The organism is Aeromonas intestinalis, from assembly GCF_054052485.1.
In genome coordinates this window covers 187355-209094 of the sequence record NZ_JBSTYK010000010.1, presented here as the reverse complement: position 1 = coordinate 209094, position 21740 = coordinate 187355, and the positions used below count along the sequence as shown (strand labels likewise).

Below are 21740 nucleotides of genomic sequence, written 5' to 3'. Positions count from 1 at the left end.
AGGCTTTTCGAGGCACCGACCGGGGTTGTTTGCGTTGCCGCTTGCCCTGTCGATGGAGGCGCATTATAGGGAGCCAAAACTTTCTGGCAAGGGGATTATTGCAAAAAGATGACGCTGGCAGTCTGTTTGCTCACAAAGCCACCAACCCGTCTATCAAACGTTCGATTTCAGCCCGCGACCGGTACTGCTATCGCAAAACTATGGAGATCATCGTAAATACTATCGGCTAAAGCGATACCTGCATCGGTCACCGGCTTGCCGGTACGCACCAATACCTTGTGGCCCACACTCGCATTGAGCGCAGCCTTCAGATCGGACGGCTTGTCGCCCACCATGTAGGAACGAGCCATGTCGATCCCCAGCTCCTGCTTGGCCAGCAGCAGCATTCCGGGCTCTGGCTTGCGGCAGTCACAGAGTGCGCCATGATCCGGGTGATGGGGGCAAAAGTAGATGCCGTCGAGGTCCACATCCCGATCAGCCAGCGACCAGTCCATCCATTCGGTCAGGTTCATGAAGTCCTCTTCGCTGAAGTAGCCGCGCGCGATACCGGATTGGTTGGTCACCACGACCAGCAGATAACCCTTCTTCTTCAGCAGTTGCAGCGCCTCGATGACACCTGGCAGGAAATGAAAGTCGTCGACCTGGCTGACATAGCCGCTGTCTTCGTTGATGACACCGTCTCTGTCCAGAAAAATGGCGGGTTTACTCACGGGCACTACCTCTAATCGATAATTTCGCAAAGTATCTCACAGGGCAGATAAAGCCCCAAAAAGTAAAAGGGGTGGCCGAAGCCACCCCTTTCATGTGTGCATATAAAGTATCGATTAAGCGATAACTTTAGCTACAACACCAGCACCTACGGTACGGCCACCTTCACGGATGGCGAAACGCAGGCCGTCGTCCATCGCGATCGGCGCAATCAGGGTAACAACCATTTTGATGTTGTCGCCCGGCATTACCATTTCTACGCCTTCCGGCAGTTCGATGGTACCGGTCACGTCGGTAGTACGGAAGTAGAACTGCGGACGGTAGCCCTTGAAGAACGGAGTATGACGACCACCTTCTTCTTTGGACAGCACGTACACTTCAGATTCAAACTTGGTGTGCGGCTTGATGGAGCCCGGCTTGGCCAGTACCTGACCACGCTCTACGTCTTCACGCTTCACGCCACGCAGCAGGGCGCCAACGTTCTCACCAGCACGACCTTCGTCCAGCAGCTTGCGGAACATTTCAACACCGGTACAAGTGGTCTTGGTGGTATCTTTGATACCGACGATTTCCACTTCTTCACCAACCTTCACGATACCGCGCTCTACACGACCGGTTACTACGGTACCACGGCCAGCGATGGAGAAGACGTCTTCGATAGGCATCAGGAACGGCTGGTCAATCGCACGCTCCGGCTCCGGGATGTAGGTATCCAGGTGGTGAGCCAGCTCGATGATCTTCTCTTCCCACTGAGCTTCGCCTTCCAGCGCTTTCAGTGCGGAACCACGGACTACCGGCAGGTCATCACCCGGGAAGTCGTACTCGGTCAGCAGTTCACGGACTTCCATTTCGACCAGCTCGAGCAGCTCTTCGTCGTCGACCATGTCGCACTTGTTCATGAACACGATCATGTACGGGATACCAACCTGGCGACCCAGCAGGATGTGCTCACGAGTTTGCGGCATCGGGCCGTCAGTCGCAGCAACTACCAGGATTGCGCCGTCCATCTGGGCAGCACCGGTGATCATGTTCTTAACGTAGTCGGCGTGACCCGGGCAATCTACGTGAGCGTAGTGACGGGTAGCGGTGTCGTATTCTACGTGGGAGGTGTTGATGGTGATACCACGCTCACGCTCTTCCGGTGCCTTGTCGATCTGGTCGAAGGCGAAAGCTTTACCACCGAAGTGCTTGGCCAGCACGTTGGTGATAGCGGCGGTCAGGGTGGTTTTACCGTGGTCAACGTGGCCGATGGTGCCGACGTTTACGTGCGGTTTATTACGCTCAAATTTTTCTTTAGACACGACGTAGTCCTTCTAGGTTAAACCCGCCTACCGTCGTAGGCGGGGAATCATAAATTACTTGGATTTGCGCTCTTCGATCACGGCCTGGGCGACGTTGGTCGGGGCATCGTGATACTTGGCGAATTCCATGGCGTAGGAAGCACGACCTTGGGTAGCGGAACGCAGGGCGGTCGCATAACCGAACATCTCGGCCAGCGGCACCAGGGCACGTACGATCTTGCCGGACGGGCCGTCTTCCATACCTTCGATCAGGCCACGACGACGGTTCAGGTCACCGATCACGTCGCCCATGTAGTCTTCCGGAGTCTCAACTTCTACTTTCATGATCGGCTCGAGCAGAACCGGGTTGGCCTTCATGAAGCCAGCCTTAAAGGCCATGGAAGCAGCGATTTTGAACGCCAGTTCGGAGGAGTCGACATCGTGGTAAGAACCGAAGTGCAGACGCACGCCCAGATCCATTACCGGATAACCAGCCAGCGGGCCAGATTTCAGCTGCTCGCGGATACCCTTATCAACGCCCGGGATGAATTCACCCGGAATGACGCCACCCTTGATGTCGTTGACGAACTCGTAGGCTTTGCCTTCTTCCAGCGGGTACATGTCGATCACAACGTGACCGTACTGACCACGACCACCGGACTGCTTGGCGTGCTTGCCTTCGATATCCTTGACGGTATCGCGGATGGTTTCGCGGTAGGCAACCTGCGGCTTACCTACGTTCGCTTCTACCTTGAACTCGCGACGCATACGGTCAACGATGATGTCCAGGTGCAGCTCGCCCATACCGGCGATGATGGTTTGGCCAGATTCTTCGTCGGTCCATACGCGGAAAGAGGGATCTTCCTGCGCCAGACGGCCGAGTGCCAGACCCATCTTCTCTTGGTCAGCCTTGGTTTTCGGCTCAACCGCGATGGAGATTACCGGCTCCGGGAACTCCATGCGCTCCAGGATGATCGGGGCTTTTTCGTCACACAGGGTGTCACCAGTGGTCACGTCTTTCAGACCGATGGCAGCAGCGATATCGCCTGCGCGAACTTCTTTGATCTCTTCACGCTTGTTGGCGTGCATCTGAACGATACGGCCAAAACGCTCGCGCTTCTCTTTGACAGAGTTCAGCACGGAGTCACCGGAGTTAACCACACCGGAGTAAACGCGGAAGAAGGTCAGGTTGCCTACGAACGGGTCGGTAGCAATCTTGAATGCCAGAGCTGCGAACGGCTCGTCATCGGAAGCGTGACGCTCGTCTTTGGTCTCGCCATCCAGCTTCAGACCGTCGATGGCTGCTACGTCGGTCGGGGCCGGCAGATAGTCAACCACGGCATCCAGCATGGCCTGTACGCCCTTGTTCTTGAACGCGGAGCCACAGGTAACCAGGATGATTTCGTTGTTCAGAACGCGCTGACGAAGAGCAATCTTGATCTCTTCCTCGGTCAGTTCTTCACCACCCAGGTATTTTTCCATCAGGTCTTCAGACGCTTCAGCAGCGGCTTCAACCAGGTTCATGCGCATTTCTTGCGCCTGTTCCAGCAACTCGGCCGGGACGTCTTCGTAATCGAAGGATACGCCCTGATCAGCTTCGCTCCAGTTGATGGCTTTCATCTTGACCAGGTCGATAACGCCCTTGAAGTTCTCTTCTGCACCGATGTTCAGTTGCAGGGGAACCGGCACGCCTTTCAGACGGGTCTTGATGTGCTCAACGCAGCGCAGATAGTTGGCGCCGGTACGGTCCATCTTGTTGACGAACGCGATACGGGGAACCTTGTACTTGTTAGCCTGACGCCATACGGTCTCAGACTGTGGCTGTACGCCACCTACGGCACAGTACACCATCACGGCACCGTCCAGAACACGCATTGAACGCTCTACTTCGATAGTAAAGTCAACGTGGCCCGGGGTATCGATGATGTTGATACGGTGCGGTTGGAACTGTTTGCCCATACCGGACCAGAAAGCGGTGGTCGCGGCGGAGGTGATGGTGATACCACGCTCTTGTTCCTGTTCCATCCAGTCCATGGTGGCGGCGCCATCGTGAACTTCACCGATCTTGTGACTTACACCGGTGTAAAACAGAACGCGCTCGGTAGTAGTAGTCTTACCGGCGTCGATGTGAGCGGAGATACCGATATTACGATAACGCTCAATGGGGGTTGTACGAGCCATTGTCATCCTCTTACTAGGAGCGTACCCCTAGATAACTGAAGGTGCGCAGAGCCACGAGGCCCTGCGCAGGCGGATTACCAGCGGAAGTGAGCGAAAGCCTTGTTCGCTTCAGCCATACGGTGAACGTCTTCACGTTTCTTGACAGACGAACCCTTATTGTCAGCGGCATCCAGCAGCTCGCCAGCCAAACGCTGAGCCATTGATTTTTCACCACGTTTACGAGCGGCATCAACCAACCAGCGCATTGCCAGAGCATTGCGACGTACCGGGCGAACTTCTACCGGCACCTGATAGGTTGCACCACCGACACGACGAGATTTAACCTCGACGGACGGACGAATGTTGTCCAGAGCGACTTCGAACAGGGCCAGGTGCTCTTTGCCAGATTTGGTGGCAATGATGTCCAGGGCACCGTATACGATGGCTTCTGCAACAGATTTCTTACCGTCAACCATTACTACGTTGACGAATTTGGCCAGCAGCTCAGATCCGAACTTGGGATCCGGCAGGATTTTACGCTGACCAACAACACGACGTCTTGGCATTTCAAATTCTCCGTGAACTTCAGGGGTTACCCAAAACTAGAAAGTTATCTAACTAGAAACGAATTAACGTTTGGCCTTACTTAACGGAGAACCATTAAGCTTTCGGACGCTTCACGCCATACTTGGAGCGAGCCTGCTTACGGTCTTTAACACCGGCACAGTCCAACGCACCACGAACGGTGTGATAACGAACACCTGGCAAATCCTTGACACGACCGCCACGGATCAGAACAACGGAGTGTTCCTGCAGGTTGTGACCTTCACCACCGATGTAGGAGGTGACTTCGAAGCCGTTGGTCAGACGTACACGGCAGACTTTACGCAGTGCAGAGTTAGGCTTCTTCGGGGTGGTGGTGTATACACGGGTGCATACGCCACGCTTCTGAGGGCACGCTTCCAGCGCCGGCACGTTGCTTTTTACAACGAGCTTGATGCGTGGCTTGCGAACCAACTGGTTAATAGTTGCCATCAAAAGGCTCCTGATAATGACTTCATAAACGTGTGAAAAATCCTCCCCGCAGATACGGGGACGCGAAATTTTATGCCCTGTTGTCGGGGGAGTCAAGATTTATACAATTCGTGCGCCCAAGCGACAAATTCACATCCAACGGAAAGTGCTTAACCATCTGAGTTATCAGATAAAAACCCGAACTAATCCGCCCAGGTCAGCGGCGATCCCTGCTCGGCGATCAGGTTGATCAGGCCGGCCATGTCGAGTTCCATCCCGATCCGCCCCTGCATTCCCCTCGCCAGCAGGTCTTCCTGCATCACATAGAGCGGGACTCCGGCCAGCCGTTCGCACCACACGGGAGCCGTCGCCGCCACGACCGCATCCTGCATCAGCACCACAGGATCCGACACATCGCGATAACGCAGTGCCTGCTCCAGTGCCTGCCCAAGGAAGGGGGAACTCAATACCAGCTGTATCATGGGCACCTCAAAAACTGATATGGGTGCTGCAACGCCCCCATTCACGGCGGATCTCATCGGGAGACAAGGGCGTTGCGGGGATCAGCAGCTCGGCGGCTTCCAGACCCCGCTCCGCGAGCGAAGCCGTACAGACATAGACCTCCTCGATGTCATACAGTTCCAACATCTTGAAAGTCGGCGCGTAGTGGCGCTGCAATATGGCCTGCGGCTGCTGATCTTTGAGCAGTTGCAGCACCCCGTCACCGATGAGAAACAGGGCCAGTGACTCGGTCAATGCCGAGGTCGCCAGCAGGGCGTCGAGCCCCTCCCGGCCATTCGATGTGCCGTGGGGGCCACGGCGGCAGATAAAGGCAATCTTGCTCATCTCTCTCCCTAGAACTGCACGAAGCGATCGGCGGTCAGGCTGGCTTGTGCCAACTGCCCCAGGCCACTCAGGCGAAACGGAGCCTGCAAATTGAACTGCGCCTTGCCAATCCCCTTGGCTTCGGTTTCATCGAGCACCCCGCGCCGCATGGCGGCGGCGACACAGACATCGATGGCGATGCCCTGCGCCAAGGCCAGTTCGCGCCATAACGCCACCAGATCGGTCTCGTCAGAGGCAGGGGCATGCAAGCTGCTGCCGTTATGCACACCGTCCTGATAGAAGAACAGGTGGGACAGGCGATGACCCTGCTCGATGAGACCCTGGGCGAAACGATAGGCGGTACTGGCCGTCTGGGTGCCGTAGGCGGGCCCAGTGACCAGCAGGGCAAAACTCAGACTCATGTCCGGACTCCTGCAAAGGTATGCAACCATTCTACCTCAAAGACGAAAAAGCCCCTCCTGGGAGGGGCTCTTGCCAAGCGCTTGGCTTAGACGTGAGCGATAGCCTCGACCTCGACCAGCACATCCTTGGGCAGACGGGCCACTTCCACGCAGGAGCGAGCCGGAGCCGCTTCGCCGAAGTAGCGGGCATAGACTTGATTGAAAGCCACGAAGTTGTTCATGTCGCTCAGGAAGCAAGTGGTCTTCAACACCTTGCCGGTATCCGAGCCGGCCGCCTTCAATACTGCAACCAGATTCTTCATCACCTGCTCGGCCTGGGCTTCGATACCACCGGCGACGATGTCCATGGTGGTGGGATCGAGCGGGATCTGCCCGGAGGTGAAGATCAGCTCTCCCAGCTTGGTGCCCTGTACATAAGGTCCAATTGCGGCAGGCGCCTTGTCGGTTGCAATCACTTCTTTAGCCATTCTTGTCTGTCCCCTTCTATGGCACTCACTCGCTCTCTTCTTCGCCCTGCTTGCGCTGTCGGATGTAGAGATACACGGTATGTTTGGAAATATTCAGCTTGTCCGCGACCAGGTTGATCGAGTCCTTGATATCAAATATGCCCTTCTCGAACAGCTGGGTCACGATAAAACGATTCTTGGCATTGTTCGCCACGGTGGGATCGCGGTTGATCTCGTCGATGGTGTTGTCCACCGTCTGGGCGACCAGCTCTTCCACACTGTTGGCGAAGGTCTCCGGCGATTGACGCTCCACCTGTTGCGGGGTCGGGAAGAACTCGGCCACGAATTCGTGGAAAGGCGCATTGATATGCAGGTTAATGCAGATGAGGCCGACGACCTGCTTGTCACCGTTGCGAATGGCAATGGTGCTCGACTTCATCAGTGCGCCGGTGCGACTGCGCGCGAAATAGCTCTGGGTGTGATCCTGACCGGTACGCTCGATATCCTTGAGCATCCGCAGGGCGAGATCCGTGATGGGTGCCCCCAGGGTTCTCCCGGTGTTAAATCCATTTGCAATCTTGATCACTGACTCATGCAGATTTTCCAGGGAATGAAGCACTACCTCGCAGTGCTTGCCGAACAGATCGGCCAGGCCCTCGATGAGACCTTCATATGAACGCAACAACTCCCTGTCTTCGTCTGTAAAAGCGCGACCGCTCAGTTGATCTTCGGGAAGCAGTACTTCCTCGATACCGACAGCCATGTTCTACCCCTGTAATAACCATTCAACTTTCTCGAGTTTTCAATTGCGGGGGGGCAATGTCAACTTTTTTTGATTTTTTGCTCTATAACCTTGCACTGGATCATCCCCTGCCCCGCCCCGACACGCGCCAGGTGCCGGATGAGAAATAAAAAAAGGGCCCCTGGAAGGGGCCCTTTCTCATCACTGCAGCGGAAGATTACTCTTCGTCAAAGCTGCCGGCTGCGTTGAGCAGATCCGCCAGATTTTGCTGAGCTTCATCGGCAGTCACCTGCGGCACACCAACAGCACGGGCTGCGGCTGCACGCTGGTTGATCCGGCTGTGGTGGTAGGCAAAGCCGGTACCCGCCGGGATCAGACGACCCACGATCACGTTCTCTTTCAGGCCACGCAGTTCGTCACGCTTGCCGCCAACGGCCGCTTCGGTCAGAACCCGGGTGGTTTCCTGGAAGGAAGCCGCGGAGATGAAGGACTCGGTGCTCAGAGATGCCTTGGTAATACCCATCAGGATATGACGGTAGGTCGCCGGGGCCTTGCCCTCTGCAACCAGCTTACGGTTGGCAATCTTCACACGAGCCACTTCAACCTGCTCGCCTTCGATGAGGTCGGTGTCGCCAGCGCTCAGGATCTCGCACTTGCGCAGCATCTGACGAACGATGACTTCGATGTGCTTGTCGTTGATCTTAACGCCCTGCAGACGGTAAACGTCCTGCACTTCGTTGGCGATGTAGTTGGCGACCGGGCTGATACCGCGCAGACGCAGGATGTCGTGAGCAGACTCAGGACCGTCCGCCAGCACTTCACCCTTCTCAACTTTTTCACCTTCGAACACGTTGAGGTGACGCCACTTCGGAATCATCTCTTCGTAGATCTCGCCACCGTCGGTCGGGGTGATGACCAGACGGCGCTTGCCCTTGGTCTCTTTCCCGAAGGAGATGGTACCGGAGATCTCGGCCAGGATAGCCGGTTCCTTCGGTTGACGCGCTTCGAACAGATCCGCAACGCGCGGCAGACCACCGGTGATGTCCTTGGTACCGCTGGACTCTTGCGGGATACGCGCAACCGCGTCACCCACGCCCACGTTGGCACCATCTTCCAGGTTCACGATGGCCTTGCCCGGCAGGAAGTACTGGGCGGGAACATCGGTACCCGGGATCATGACATCCTTGCCGTTCAGGTCGACCAGCTTCACGGTCGGACGCATCTCTTTACCGGCACTCGGACGCTCGTTGACATCCAGCACGACGATGGAAGAGAGACCGGTCAGCTCGTCGGTCTGACGAGTGATGGTCACGCCGTCGATCATGTGTTCGAAGTGCAGACGACCTGCCACTTCGGTGATGATCGGGTGGGTGTGCGGATCCCAGTTCGCGACGGTGTCACCGGCGTTCACGGCTTCGCCATCCTTCACTTCCAGGACGGAACCGTAAGGCAGCTTGTGGCTTTCCTTGGTACGGCCCATCTCGTCCATGATGGTCAGCTCGGTGGAACGAGAGGTGATGACCAGCTTGTCGGAGTTGTTGGTAACGAACTTGGCGTTCTGCAGCTTGATGCTACCGGTGTTCTTGACCTGGATGCTGCTCTCGGCAGCAGCTCGGGATGCGGCACCACCGATGTGGAAGGTACGCATCGTCAGCTGAGTACCCGGCTCACCGATGGACTGGGCGGCGATAACACCGACAGCCTCACCCTTGTTCACCAGATGACCACGGGCCAGATCACGGCCGTAGCAGTGGGCACAGTTACCGAAGTCGGTCTCACAGGTGATGGCAGAACGTACCTTCACGCGGTCGACGGAGTTGCGCTCGAGCTGATCACACAGCTGCTCGTCGAGCAGGGTGTTACGCGCTACCAGCACTTCATCTTCGGTACCCGGCTTGATCACGTCTTCGGCAACAACACGGCCCAGCACGCGCTCACGCAGCGGCTCGACCACGTCACCACCCTCGATCAGCGGAGTCATCCACAGACCTTCGGTTGTGCCGCAATCGTCCTCGGTGATCACCATGTCCTGTGCCACGTCAACCAGACGACGAGTCAGGTAACCGGAGTTCGCAGTCTTCAGTGCGGTATCCGCCAGACCCTTACGAGCACCGTGAGTGGAGATGAAGTACTGCAGTACGTTCAGACCTTCACGGAAGTTCGCCACGATCGGCGTTTCGATGATGGAGCCATCCGGTTTCGCCATCAGGCCACGCATACCGGCCAGCTGACGGATCTGGGCGGCGGAACCCCGCGCACCGGAGTCGGCCATCATGAAGATGCTGTTGAAGGAAGCTTGTTCTTCCTCCTCGCCCAGGGAGTTGACGTTACGCTCCTTGGACAGGTTATCCATCATGGCCTTGGAGACGCGATCGTTCGCGCTGGCCCAGATATCGATAACCTTGTTGTAGCGTTCGCCCGCGGTCACCAGACCGGACAGGAACTGGTCCTGGATCTCGGCGACTTCGGCTTCGGCTGCAGCAATGATGTCTTTCTTGGCATCCGGGATGACCATGTCATCGATACCAACGGAAGCACCGGACAGGGCCGCGTAATGGAAACCGGTGTACATCAGCTGGTCAGCGAAGATGACGGTATCCTTCAGGCCCTGCTTGCGATAGCAGGTGTTCAGCAGACGAGAGATGAGCTTCTTGCCCAGCGCCTTGTTGGAGACGTACTTGATCCAGTTCTGCGGATTAGCAGCCAGATCAGCCTCTTCGGCGGCAGTCAGTACCTTGGGCTCGTCGATCAGGGCGTATTCCATGCCTTTTGGCAGGATCAGGCTCAGGATCGCACGACCCACGGTAGTGCTCTTCATCTCGGTGCGCGGCAGCAGGGAGCCGTCTTCCTGACGCAGGTATTCGGTGATACGCACCTTCACACGAGCGTGCAGATCGGCCAGACCGGCGCGATAGACTTTCTCTGCTTCTTTCGGACCAGCCAGCACCATACCTTCGCCCTTGGCGTTGATACGGGCACGGGTCATGTAGTACAGACCCAAGACCACGTCCTGGGACGGAACGATGATCGGCTCACCGGAGGCAGGCGACAGGATGTTGTTGGTGGACATCATCAAGGCGCGCGCTTCGAGCTGGGCTTCCAGAGTCAACGGTACGTGGACCGCCATCTGGTCACCATCGAAGTCCGCGTTATAGGCGGCACAGACCAGCGGGTGCAGCTGGATGGCTTTACCTTCGATCAGCGTCGGTTCAAACGCCTGGATACCCAGACGGTGCAGGGTTGGTGCACGGTTCAGCAGGACCGGGTGTTCGCGGATCACTTCGTCCAGGATGTCCCAAACGACAGCTTCTTCGCGCTCCACCATCTTCTTGGCGGCCTTGATCGTGGTCGCCAGACCGCGAGTTTCCAGCTTGCCATAGATGAACGGCTTGAACAGTTCCAGCGCCATCTTCTTCGGCAGACCGCACTGATGCAGACGCAGAGTCGGGCCTACGGTGATAACGGAACGACCGGAGTAGTCGACACGCTTACCCAGCAGGTTCTGACGGAAACGACCTTGCTTACCCTTGATCATGTCGGCCAAGGATTTCAGCGGACGCTTGTTGGAACCGGTGATGGCACGACCACGACGGCCGTTGTCCAGCAGGGCATCCACGGACTCTTGCAGCATGCGCTTTTCGTTGCGCACGATGATGTCCGGGGCGGCCAGGTCCAGCAGGCGCTTCAAACGGTTGTTACGGTTGATCACGCGACGGTACAGATCGTTCAGATCGGAGGTCGCGAAACGGCCGCCGTCCAGCGGTACCAGCGGACGCAGGTCCGGCGGCAGCACAGGCAGCACTGTCATGATCATCCACTCCGGCTTGTTGCCGGACTGCAGGAAGGCTTCCATCAGCTTCAGACGCTTGGTGGTCTTCTTGCGCTTGGTCTCGGAGTTGGTCTGTTCCAGCTCCTCGCGCATGGTCTTGACTTCACCTTCCAGATCGATGGCGCGCAGCAATGCCAGGATTGCTTCGGCACCCATCTTGGCGTCAAATTCGTCGCCCCACTCTTCCAGTGCGTCCAGATAGTTCTCTTCGGACAGCATCTGGCTGCGCTCGAGGTTGGTCATGCCGGGTTCGATAACCACATAGGATTCGAAATACAGCACGCGCTCGATGTCACGCAGGGTCATGTCCAGCAGCAGACCGATACGGGACGGCAGGGACTTCAGGAACCAGATGTGGGCAGTCGGGCTGGCCAGCTCGATGTGGCCCATGCGCTCACGACGGACCTTGGTCTGGGTCACTTCTACGCCGCACTTCTCACAGATCACACCACGGTGTTTCAGGCGCTTGTACTTGCCGCACAGACACTCGTAGTCCTTCACCGGTCCGAAGATACGGGCGCAGAACAGACCATCACGTTCCGGCTTGAAAGTCCGGTAGTTGATGGTCTCAGGCTTTTTGACCTCACCGAATGACCAGGAGCGGATCATGTCAGGAGAGGCCAGACCGATCTTGATACTGTCAAACTCTTCGGTCTTGGTCTGAGCCTTCAAAAACTTGAGTAAGTCTTTCACGTGTTTCCCCTGTCAGGAGTCTAACCTCGGCGCCCCTCTCGGGGCGCCCACGTCAATTCTCGAACAATAAGAGCGAGCTCTTACTCTTCGTCCAGCTCGATGTTGATACCCAGAGAGCGGATTTCCTTCAGCAATACGTTGAAGGATTCGGGCATGCCCGGCTCCATACGGTGGTCGCCATCCACGATGTTCTTGTACATCTTGGTACGGCCGTTCACATCGTCAGACTTGACGGTCAGCATTTCCTGCAGGGTATATGCCGCACCGTAAGCCTCCAGGGCCCACACTTCCATCTCACCGAACCGCTGACCACCGAACTGTGCCTTACCACCCAGCGGCTGCTGGGTAACCAGGCTGTACGAACCGGTAGAACGCGCATGCATCTTGTCGTCTACCAGGTGGTTCAGCTTGAGCATGTACATGTAACCCACGGTGACCTTACGCTCGAAGGCGTTACCGGTACGACCGTCGAACAGGGAGATCTGACCGGATTCCGGCAGATCGGCCAGCTTCAGCAAGGCCTTGATTTCGCGCTCTTTAGCACCATCAAAGACAGGTGTAGCGACCGGCAGACCCTTGCGCAGGTTACCCACCAGGGTACGTACGTCGTCGTCAGACAGCTCGGCGATGTTCACTTGCTGGGAGTCCTTCTCGCCCAGGTCATAGACCTGTTGCAGGAACTCGCGCATCTCGTGCAGCTCACGCTGCTCTTTGATCATGCGGTCAATCTTCTCGCCGATGCCCTTGGCCGCGAGGCCCAGATGCACTTCGAGGATCTGACCGATGTTCATACGGGATGGTACGCCCAGCGGGTTCAGTACGATGTCGACCGGACGGCCGAACTCGTCATGGGGCATATCCTCGACCGGACAGATCTTGGAGATAACACCCTTGTTACCGTGACGGCCCGCCATCTTGTCACCCGGTTGGATGCGACGCTTCACTGCCAGGTAAACCTTGACGATTTTCAGTACGCCCGGCGCCAGATCATCACCCTGGATAATCTTGCGACGCTTGTTCTCGAACTTCTTGTCGAACTCGGCTTTGAGCTCAACGTGCTGTTCAGCGATCTGTTCCAGTTCGATCTGCTTGGCTTCATCTTCGATGGCCAGTTCAAACCACTTGGAACGATCCAGCTTATTCAGACGATCTTCGCTGTAACCGGCGGCCAGCAGCAGGTTGCGGGAGCGGCCAAAGATGCCGTCTTCCAGGATCTTGAACTCTTCGGTCAAGTCCTTCTTCGCTTCCTTCAACTGCATCTCTTCGATTTCTTTGGCGCGCTTGTCTTTTTCCACGCCATCGCGGGTAAAGACTTGCACGTCAACCACGGTACCGTACACACCGTTCGGCACACGCAGGGAGGAGTCCTTCACATCGGAGGCCTTCTCACCGAAAATGGCGCGCAGCAGCTTCTCTTCCGGAGTCAGCTGGGTTTCACCCTTGGGTGTTACCTTGCCGACCAGGATGTCGCCGCCCTTCACTTCCGCACCCACGTAGACGATACCGGACTCGTCCAGCTTGGACAGAGCGGCTTCACCCACGTTCGGGATGTCGGCGGTGATCTCTTCCGGACCCAGCTTGGTGTCACGGGAGATACAGGCCAGTTCCTGGATATGAATGGTGGTCAGGCGATCTTCCTGCACCACACGCTCGTTCACCAGGATTGAGTCTTCGAAGTTGTAACCGTTCCACGGCATGAACGCGACGCGCAGGTTTTGGCCCAGCGCCAGTTCGCCCAGGTCGGTGGACGGGCCGTCAGCCAGCACGTCGCCCGCCATCACCGGCTCACCCAACATCACGCAAGGACGCTGGTTGATACAGGTGTTCTGGTTGGACCGGGTGTATTTGGTCAGGCTGTAGATGTCGATGCCGGCTTCGCCTGGCAGCAGCTCATCTTCATTGACCTTGATAACGATACGGGAGGCGTCGACATAGTCGATCATGCCGCCACGCTTGGCCACCACGGTTACCCCGGAGTCAACGGCCACGGCGCGTTCCATACCGGTACCTACCAGCGGCTTGTCAGCACGCAGAGTCGGTACGGCCTGACGTTGCATGTTCGAACCCATCAGGGCTCGGTTAGCATCATCGTGCTCCAAGAACGGGATCAGAGCGGCTGCGACAGAGACGATCTGTTGCGGGCTCACGTCCATGTACTGGATCTGGTCGGCGTTCATGAAGGTGGATTCACCCTTATGACGGCACGGGATCAGCTCATCTTTCAGACGGCCATCTTCGGAGGTCGCGGCGTTAGCCTGCGCGATCACGTACTTGCCTTCTTCAATCGCGGACAGGTAATCCACTTCGTCGGTGATCACACCGTCGATGACCTTGCGGTACGGGGTCTCGAGGAAACCGTACTCGTTGGTGCGGGAATACACGGACAGCGAGTTGATCAGACCGATGTTCGGACCTTCAGGGGTTTCGATGGGGCACAGACGACCGTAGTGGGTCGGGTGTACGTCTCGAACCTCAAAGCCGGCACGCTCACGGGTCAGACCGCCCGGGCCCAACGCAGAGATACGACGCTTGTGGGTCACTTCGGACAGCGGGTTGTTCTGGTCCATGAACTGGGACAGCTGGCTGGAACCGAAGAACTCTTTGACCGCGGCGGAGATCGGCTTGGCGTTGATCAGATCCTGCGGCATCAGAGTATCGAGGTCGCCCAAGGAGAGACGCTCCTTGACCGCACGCTCGACACGAACCAGACCGACACGGAACTGGTTCTCGGCCATTTCACCGACAGAACGGATACGACGGTTGCCCAGGTGGTCAATATCGTCCACCTCGTCATTGCCGTTACGGATGTCGATCAGGCGCTTCATGACTTCGACGATGTCGTCTTTGGTCAGCACGCCGACGCCGGTCTCGTCTTCACGACCCAGACGGCGGTTGAACTTCATCCGACCCACGGTAGACAGGTCGTAACGCTCGGAAGAGAAGAACAGGTTCTCGAACAGCTGCTCTGCCGCTTCGCGGGTGGGCGGCTCGCCCGGACGCATCATGCGGTAGATCTCGACCAGAGCTTCCAAACGGCTGGAGCTGGAGTCGATGCGCAGGGTCTCGGACATGTAGGCACCGTGATCCAGTTCGTTGGTGAACAGAACCTCGAAGTGCTTGAAGCCGGCTTGGGACAGGTTGGCGACCGCTTCCAGGCTCAGGGCCTGGTTGGCAGTCACGACCATTTCGCCAGTTTGCGGGTGCGCGTAGTTCTTGGCAGCAACTTTGCCAACAACATATTCGACCGGCACCTCAATCTGGGTGATGGCGTCTTTTTCCAACTGACGGATATGACGAGCAGTGACACGACGACCGGTTTCAACCACCACGGCGCCATTGGCGATGATGTCGAAGGTCGCAGTTTCACCACGCAGGCGCTCGGGCACCAGATCCATCATCAACTTGCCATCTTTGACCTCGAAACCGATGGTCTCGAAGAAGGTGGCCAGGATTTCTTCGGAACTGAAGTCCAGGGCGCGCAGAATAATGGAGGCCGGCAGTTTACGACGACGGTCGATACGGACAAACAGGTTGTCTTTCGCATCGAACTCGAAGTCCAGCCAGGAGCCACGGTAGGGAATAACGCGGGCGTTATACAGTACCTTACCGGATGAATGTGTTTTGCCTTTATCGTGGTCGAAGAAGACGCCCGGGCTGCGGTGCAGCTGGGAGACGATGACCCGCTCGGTACCATTGATGACAAAGGTGCCGTTTTCGGTCATGAGCGGAATTTCGCCCATGTAAACTTCTTGTTCCTTGATATCTTTGACGGTGCCGGCAGCTGCTTCACGGTCGTACAGAACCATACGAAGCTTGACACGCAGCGGCGCGGAGTAGGTCACTCCACGGATCTGGCATTCTTTTACGTCAAATACCGGCTCACCCAGGCGATAGCTGACATACTGAAGCTCAGCACTACCGGAGTAACTGGTGATCGGGAAAACGCTACGGAAGGCGGCTTCTAAGCCGTACTCACCTTCCGGGTCAGCCTCGATGAACTGCTTGAAGGAGTCCAGCTGAATGGACAACAGATAAGGCGTGTCCAGTACCTGGTCTCGCTTACCGAAGTCCTTACGTATGCGTTTTTTTTCGGTATAAGAGTAAACCATAGGGTTCCTCAGCTCGCTGATAAGTGACCCACTCTGTCCCCACGGGACAGCTCTGTCTCAACACCGTTTGTGTTGGCCCGGACGATGAGGCGGTCCGGATTGCTGGTGCACCGAGAGTCGTGAACGGTGTGAAATACTCTCAGTCTACAGCGCAAAAAGGCTGGTGAATAAAGATTCACCAGCCTTAGCCTGTTTTATCAGGCTAATCTACATAAATGCAGATTATTTGATCTCAACAGAAGCACCGGCAGCTTCCAGCTCTTTCTTCAGAGCTTCGGCTTCGTCTTTGGAGACGGCTTCTTTCAGATTGGTCGGAGCAGCTTCTACCAGGTCCTTGGCTTCTTTCAGGCCCAGACCGGTGGCGCCGCGTACGGCCTTGATGACGGCAACTTTGTTGGCGCCAGCAGCAGTCAGAACTACATCGAACTCGGTCTTCTCTTCTACTGCTTCAGCGGCCGGACCGGCAGCAACAGCAACAGCGGCAGAAACACCGAACTTCTCTTCCATAGCTTCGATCAGCTCAACAACTTCCATTACGGACATGGAAGCAACGGCTTCGATGATTTGGTCTTTAGTGATAGACATGACAAAAATTCCTGATGTTGAATAAACTCAAACAGCCTAAATAGGCGAGAATCAAGCAGCAGCTTGCTTCTGATCACGCACAGCAGCGATGGTACGAACCAGCTTGCCAGCAGAGGCTTCCTTCATGGTAGCCATCAACTTCGCAATTGCTTCGTCGTAGGTCGGCAGCGTGGCCAGACGATCAATTTGTGCTGCGGCGATGAATTCACCGTTAAAAGCGCCAGCCTTGATTTCGAACTTTTGGTTCGCTTTGGCAAACTCTTTGAACAGACGAGCGGCAGCGCCCGGGTGTTCGTTAGAGAAAGCAATCAAGGTAGGACCAGACAATACGTCGTTCAGGCAACCGAATTCGGTACCTTCAACTGCGCGACGCAGCAGGGTGTTACGCACAACGCGCATGTACACACCGGCTTCGCGAGCAGATTTACGCAGGCTGGTCATCTTCTCTACAGTCACACCGCGAGAATCGGCTACAACTGCAGAAAGAGCGCCTTTGGCAGCTTCGTTGACTTCAGCAACAATTGCCTTTTTGTCTTCGAGTCCCAATGCCATTGGCTTAACTCCTGGATTGAATCCGGGTCTAGTTGACCCAGTACTGACACATCCCCCCTACCTTTACAACAGAGGGGAACGATGCGGTAGCAGGATTCCAGAAGAGAAAGAAATCTTTCTCGCTGGGTTTCCGGCACCGTCTACGCAGGAAGGATTAAGGCGATTAGGCCACCTGCGGTCTTGGACGGAGGTCGAAACCCCCAACCAATCAAAGCGCAAAATTATAGATTAAATTTTGCGCCTTGTAAAACGCATCAATTAGGCCTGAGCTTCCAGAGAAGCTTGGTCTACGGCAACACCGGCACCCATGGTGGTGGAGATGCTGACTTTCTTGATGAAGACGCCTTTGGCGGAGGAAGGCTTGGCCTTTTTCAAGGCAACCAGCAGCGCTTCCAAGTTTTCTTTCAGCTGAACTTCGTTGAAAGAAACCTTACCCAGAGTGGTATGGATGATACCATTCTTGTCATTGCGGTAACGAACCTGACCGGCTTTGGCGTTCTTGACGGCTTCAGCAACGTTCGGGGTTACGGTACCCACTTTCGGGTTAGGCATCAGGCCGCGCGGGCCCAGGATCTGGCCCAGTTGACCAACAACACGCATAGCATCCGGGGATGCGATCACGACGTCGAAGTTCATCTCGCCTTTCTTGACTTGCTCAGCCAGGTCGTCCATACCAACCAGTTCAGCACCGGCAGCCTTGGCGGCTTCGGCGTTGGCACCCTGGGTGAACACAGCGACACGGATGTCACGACCGGTACCGTGCGGCAGTACAGTAGCACCACGTACGTTCTGGTCAGATTTACGAGCATCGATACCCAGGTTAACGGCGACGTCAACGCTTTCAACGAACTTGGCGGTAGCCAGTTCTTTCAGCAGGGCAATGGCTTCGTTGATGGAGTACTCTTTGGTACCGTCAACTTTTTCGCGAATAACGCGCATACGCTTGGAAAGTTTTGCCATTGTCTTAGTCCTCCACCACCAGGCCCATGGAACGAGCGGAACCGGCGATGCAACGTACTTTTGCATCCAGATCGGCACCAGTCATATCCGGCTCTTTGGTCTTGGCGATTTCTTGCAGCTGGGCAACGGTCACCTTACCAACCTTGTCTTTGTTCGGCTTGGCAGAACCAGACTGGATGCCGGCGGCTTTCTTCAGCAGGAAGGAAGCGGGCGGAGTCTTGGTTTCGAAGGTGAAGGAACGGTCGCTGTAAACGGTGATCACGACCGGAGTCGGAGAACCTTTTTCCAGCTTCTCTGTACGAGCGTTGAACGCCTTACAGAATTCCATGATGTTAACACCGTGCTGACCCAGAGCAGGACCAACGGGAGGGCTGGGGTTAGCACTGCCAGCCTTAACTTGCAGCTTGATATAAGCTGTGACTTTCTTAGCCATTACAAAAATACCTCAAAAATGGGTTCTAACGCCTCGGAGACATGCTCCTGCAAACGGCTCCCCAACAAATAAAGGGGCAGCGAATTATAGAGATAATCGCTGCCCCTGACAACCGTTAACGAACAGAGTTTAATCAGCCTTTCTCGACTTGACCAAAATCCAGTTCGACCGGTGTTGAGCGACCGAAGATCAGAACAGAGACCTTCACGCGGCTCTTCTCGTAGTCCACCTCTTCAACGGTACCGTTGAAGTCGGCAAACGGACCATCGGCAACCCGCACCATTTCACCCGGTTCAAACAGGGTTTTCGGACGCGGCTTGTCATGGGCATCTTGCAGACGGTTGAGGATGGCATCCGCTTCTTTATCAGAGATAGGAGCAGGACGATCGGAGGTGCCACCGATGAAGCCCATCACACGAGGTACGTTGCGTACCAGGTGCCAAGTGGTTTCATCCATCACCATCTGGACCAGGACATAGCCCGGGAAAAATTTGCGCTCACTCTTGCGCTTCTGGCCAGCACGCATCTCGACCACTTCTTCGGTCGGGACCAGCACTTCGCCAAACAGCTCTTCCATGCCATGCATCTTGATATGTTCACGCAGGGACTTGGCAACCCGGCCTTCATAGCCGGAAAATGCCTGCACGACATACCATCTCATACGCTGTTCACGTTGTTCAGTCATGGCTTATCCTTACACACCGGTAATCAGGTTGACCAACCAGACCAAGGCACCGTCCAGAACGAACAGCAAGAGCCCCATCACGGCGGTCACCGCCAGCACAATCAGGGTTGTCTGAATGGCTTCCTGGCGGGTCGGCCATACGACCTTGCGGACTTCCAGGCGAGACTCACGAGCAAAAGCCAGTGTTGCCTTCCCCTTGGTGGTTTGCAGGGCTACTGCACCTGCAGCAGCGATGACAACGACCACACCCAGGGCGCGGACGGCGGCGACAACGTCGGTCAGCAGGTAATTACCTACTACTGCGGCCGCCAGAATGATGAAAACCAGGCCCCAAAGCAGGGTATCCTTGCTTCCGCCCTGACCCTCAGAACTAACACTCATACAACCCACCTGTATCTGACGTAACCAAAGACACAAAAGCCCCGTACGAGACGAGGTATATGGCAGGGGCGGCAGGACTCGAACCCGCAACCATCGGTTTTGGAGACCGCTGTTCTACCAATTCGAACTACGCCCCTGCATAAGAAAGCCCCTATTATAGGGGCTTTGCTTTATTTATGTAAGCCAAGATTACGCGATAACTTTGGCTACAACACCAGCACCTACGGTACGGCCACCTTCACGGATGGCGAAACGCAGGCCGTCGTCCATCGCGATCGGCGCAATCAGGGTAACAACCATTTTGATGTTGTCGCCCGGCATTACCATTTCTACGCCTTCCGGCAGTTCGATGGTACCGGTCACGTCGGTTGTACGGAAGTAGAACTGCGGACGGTAGCCCTTGAAGAACGGGGTATGACGACCACCTTCTTCTTTGGACAGCACGTACACTTCAGATTCAAACTTGGTGTGCGGCTTGATGGAGCCCGGCTTGGCCAGTACCTGACCACGCTCTACGTCTTCACGCTTCACGCCACGCAGCAGGGCGCCAACGTTCTCACCAGCACGGCCTTCGTCCAGCAGTTTGCGGAACATTTCAACACCGGTACAAGTGGTCTTGGTGGTATCTTTGATACCCACGATTTCCACTTCTTCACCAACCTTCACGATACCGCGCTCTACACGACCGGTTACTACGGTACCACGGCCAGCGATGGAGAAGACGTCTTCGATAGGCATCAGGAACGGCTGATCAATCGCGCGCTCCGGCTCCGGGATGTAGGTATCCAGGTGGTGAGCCAGTTCGATGATCTTCTCTTCCCACTGAGCTTCGCCTTCCAGCGCTTTCAGTGCGGAACCACGGACTACCGGCAGGTCATCACCCGGGAAGTCGTACTCGGTCAGCAGTTCACGGACTTCCATTTCGACCAGCTCGAGCAGCTCTTCGTCGTCAACCATGTCGCACTTGTTCATGAACACGATCATGTACGGGATACCAACCTGGCGACCCAGCAGGATGTGCTCACGAGTTTGCGGCATCGGGCCGTCAGTCGCAGCGACTACCAGGATTGCGCCGTCCATCTGGGCAGCACCGGTGATCATGTTCTTAACGTAGTCGGCGTGACCCGGGCAATCTACGTGAGCGTAGTGACGGGTAGCGGTGTCGTATTCTACGTGGGAGGTGTTGATGGTGATACCACGCTCACGCTCTTCCGGTGCCTTGTCGATCTGGTCGAAGGCGAAAGCTTTACCACCGAAGTGCTTGGCCAGCACGTTGGTGATGGCGGCGGTCAGGGTGGTTTTACCGTGGTCAACGTGGCCGATGGTACCCACGTTAACGTGCGGTTTATTACGCTCAAATTTTTCTTTAGACATGATCGTCCCTCTAAACTAACGCTGAGTACGCGGTGGCAAGCTAACCACAGAACAGTTTATATGATGGATTTGAATCTGGGGGAGTAGAGAGGCTGGTGCTGACAGGCTGGTTCGATTGCCGAACTCACCCTAGGGTGTGGCTATCAGAGTTACCTGAGCCATATCAGCATCTTGGAGCGGGCAGCGGGAATCGAACCCGCATCATCAGCTTGGAAGGCTGAGGTAATAGCCATTATACGATGCCCGCATTTCTCTAACCCAAAGAACTCAAACCGCAGAGAAATATGGTGGAGGGAGAAGGATTCGAACCTTCGAAGGCAGAGCCGTCAGATTTACAGTCTGATCCCTTTGGCCGCTCGGGAACCCCTCCGTCACGTCGACGTCACAACGGTAATTCTGCTTGCACCCGTTGTTTTTATCGCATTTGCCGAGCAAATAGACGACAGACATCTAAGCGTCGCGCATTTTATGGTAAGGATTTTGGGGATGCAACCATTGCGCCTTGCAAAATGTGCATTATTGCTGGGAAGAGTACAAAAAAC

The 21740-nt window shown here is 56.1% G+C and carries 19 protein-coding genes and 3 tRNA genes; all 22 read right to left on the bottom strand.

Annotated features, from left to right (window positions below):
* Window positions 1–167 precede the first annotated feature (167 nt).
* Window positions 168–710 (bottom strand): D-glycero-beta-D-manno-heptose 1,7-bisphosphate 7-phosphatase, encoded by a 543-nt coding sequence (gene gmhB / locus ACW5W7_RS14665; protein WP_456502176.1) that lies wholly within the window; start codon window positions 708–710, stop codon window positions 168–170.
* A 114-nt stretch (window positions 711–824) separates the two neighbouring features.
* Complete coding sequence (gene tuf / locus ACW5W7_RS14660) at window positions 825–2009, bottom strand: elongation factor Tu (RefSeq protein ID WP_349920081.1); 1185 nt, start codon at window positions 2007–2009, stop codon at window positions 825–827.
* Between the two features lie 54 nt (window positions 2010–2063).
* Complete coding sequence (gene fusA / locus ACW5W7_RS14655; protein WP_349920083.1) at window positions 2064–4169, bottom strand: elongation factor G; 2106 nt, start codon at window positions 4167–4169, stop codon at window positions 2064–2066.
* Window positions 4170–4243: 74 nt separating this feature from the next.
* Window positions 4244–4714: a 30S ribosomal protein S7 gene (gene rpsG, locus ACW5W7_RS14650; protein ID WP_033129801.1), complete on the bottom strand. Its 471-nt coding sequence runs from the start codon at window positions 4712–4714 to the stop codon at window positions 4244–4246.
* 94 nt (window positions 4715–4808) lie between these two features.
* The gene (gene rpsL, locus ACW5W7_RS14645; protein ID WP_005306278.1) at window positions 4809–5183 is read right to left on the bottom strand and encodes a 30S ribosomal protein S12; all 375 of its coding nucleotides are present in this window, start codon (window positions 5181–5183) and stop codon (window positions 4809–4811) included.
* Between the two features lie 182 nt (window positions 5184–5365).
* Window positions 5366–5644 (bottom strand): sulfurtransferase complex subunit TusB, encoded by a 279-nt coding sequence (gene tusB / locus ACW5W7_RS14640; RefSeq protein WP_456502175.1) that lies wholly within the window; start codon window positions 5642–5644, stop codon window positions 5366–5368.
* Between the two features lie 7 nt (window positions 5645–5651).
* Window positions 5652–6008: a sulfurtransferase complex subunit TusC gene (tusC, locus tag ACW5W7_RS14635; RefSeq protein WP_456502174.1), complete on the bottom strand. Its 357-nt coding sequence runs from the start codon at window positions 6006–6008 to the stop codon at window positions 5652–5654.
* 8 nt (window positions 6009–6016) lie between these two features.
* Window positions 6017–6409: a sulfurtransferase complex subunit TusD gene (gene tusD / locus ACW5W7_RS14630; protein ID WP_456502173.1), complete on the bottom strand. Its 393-nt coding sequence runs from the start codon at window positions 6407–6409 to the stop codon at window positions 6017–6019.
* A gap of 86 nt (window positions 6410–6495) precedes the next feature.
* Window positions 6496–6876, bottom strand: a complete 381-nt coding sequence (locus ACW5W7_RS14625) for a RidA family protein (RefSeq protein ID WP_349920092.1) — start codon at window positions 6874–6876, stop codon at window positions 6496–6498.
* A 25-nt stretch (window positions 6877–6901) separates the two neighbouring features.
* Entirely contained in the window at window positions 6902–7618 is a 717-nt protein-coding gene (locus tag ACW5W7_RS14620; RefSeq protein WP_349920094.1) for a helix-turn-helix transcriptional regulator, read from the bottom strand.
* A 196-nt stretch (window positions 7619–7814) separates the two neighbouring features.
* Window positions 7815–12119, bottom strand: a complete 4305-nt coding sequence (rpoC, locus tag ACW5W7_RS14615) for a DNA-directed RNA polymerase subunit beta' (protein WP_456502172.1) — start codon at window positions 12117–12119, stop codon at window positions 7815–7817.
* An 80-nt stretch (window positions 12120–12199) separates the two neighbouring features.
* Window positions 12200–16228 (bottom strand): DNA-directed RNA polymerase subunit beta, encoded by a 4029-nt coding sequence (gene rpoB / locus ACW5W7_RS14610; RefSeq protein WP_349920097.1) that lies wholly within the window; start codon window positions 16226–16228, stop codon window positions 12200–12202.
* 222 nt (window positions 16229–16450) lie between these two features.
* A complete protein-coding gene (gene rplL / locus ACW5W7_RS14605) occupies window positions 16451–16813 on the bottom strand; it encodes a 50S ribosomal protein L7/L12 (RefSeq protein ID WP_349920098.1) in 363 nt (120 codons plus the stop codon).
* A gap of 51 nt (window positions 16814–16864) precedes the next feature.
* Window positions 16865–17365 (bottom strand): 50S ribosomal protein L10, encoded by a 501-nt coding sequence (gene rplJ, locus ACW5W7_RS14600; RefSeq protein WP_016352265.1) that lies wholly within the window; start codon window positions 17363–17365, stop codon window positions 16865–16867.
* Window positions 17366–17623: 258 nt separating this feature from the next.
* On the bottom strand, window positions 17624–18325 hold the full coding sequence (rplA, locus tag ACW5W7_RS14595; RefSeq protein ID WP_349920100.1) for a 50S ribosomal protein L1: 702 nt from the start codon (window positions 18323–18325) through the stop codon (window positions 17624–17626).
* 4 nt (window positions 18326–18329) lie between these two features.
* Window positions 18330–18758 (bottom strand): 50S ribosomal protein L11, encoded by a 429-nt coding sequence (gene rplK, locus ACW5W7_RS14590; RefSeq protein WP_016352267.1) that lies wholly within the window; start codon window positions 18756–18758, stop codon window positions 18330–18332.
* 133 nt (window positions 18759–18891) lie between these two features.
* Entirely contained in the window at window positions 18892–19443 is a 552-nt protein-coding gene (nusG, locus tag ACW5W7_RS14585; RefSeq protein ID WP_010675959.1) for a transcription termination/antitermination protein NusG, read from the bottom strand.
* A gap of 9 nt (window positions 19444–19452) precedes the next feature.
* A complete protein-coding gene (gene secE, locus ACW5W7_RS14580) occupies window positions 19453–19824 on the bottom strand; it encodes a preprotein translocase subunit SecE (protein WP_025328619.1) in 372 nt (123 codons plus the stop codon).
* A gap of 60 nt (window positions 19825–19884) precedes the next feature.
* Window positions 19885–19961: transfer RNA gene (locus ACW5W7_RS14575), tRNA-Trp, on the bottom strand.
* A gap of 52 nt (window positions 19962–20013) precedes the next feature.
* Window positions 20014–21198, bottom strand: coding sequence for an elongation factor Tu (gene tuf, locus ACW5W7_RS14570; RefSeq protein WP_349920081.1), 1185 nt, complete (start codon window positions 21196–21198; stop codon window positions 20014–20016).
* A gap of 172 nt (window positions 21199–21370) precedes the next feature.
* A tRNA-Gly gene (locus ACW5W7_RS14565) sits at window positions 21371–21445 on the bottom strand.
* Between the two features lie 38 nt (window positions 21446–21483).
* Window positions 21484–21568 (bottom strand) — tRNA-Tyr (locus ACW5W7_RS14560).
* Window positions 21569–21740: the final 172 nt, after the last annotated feature.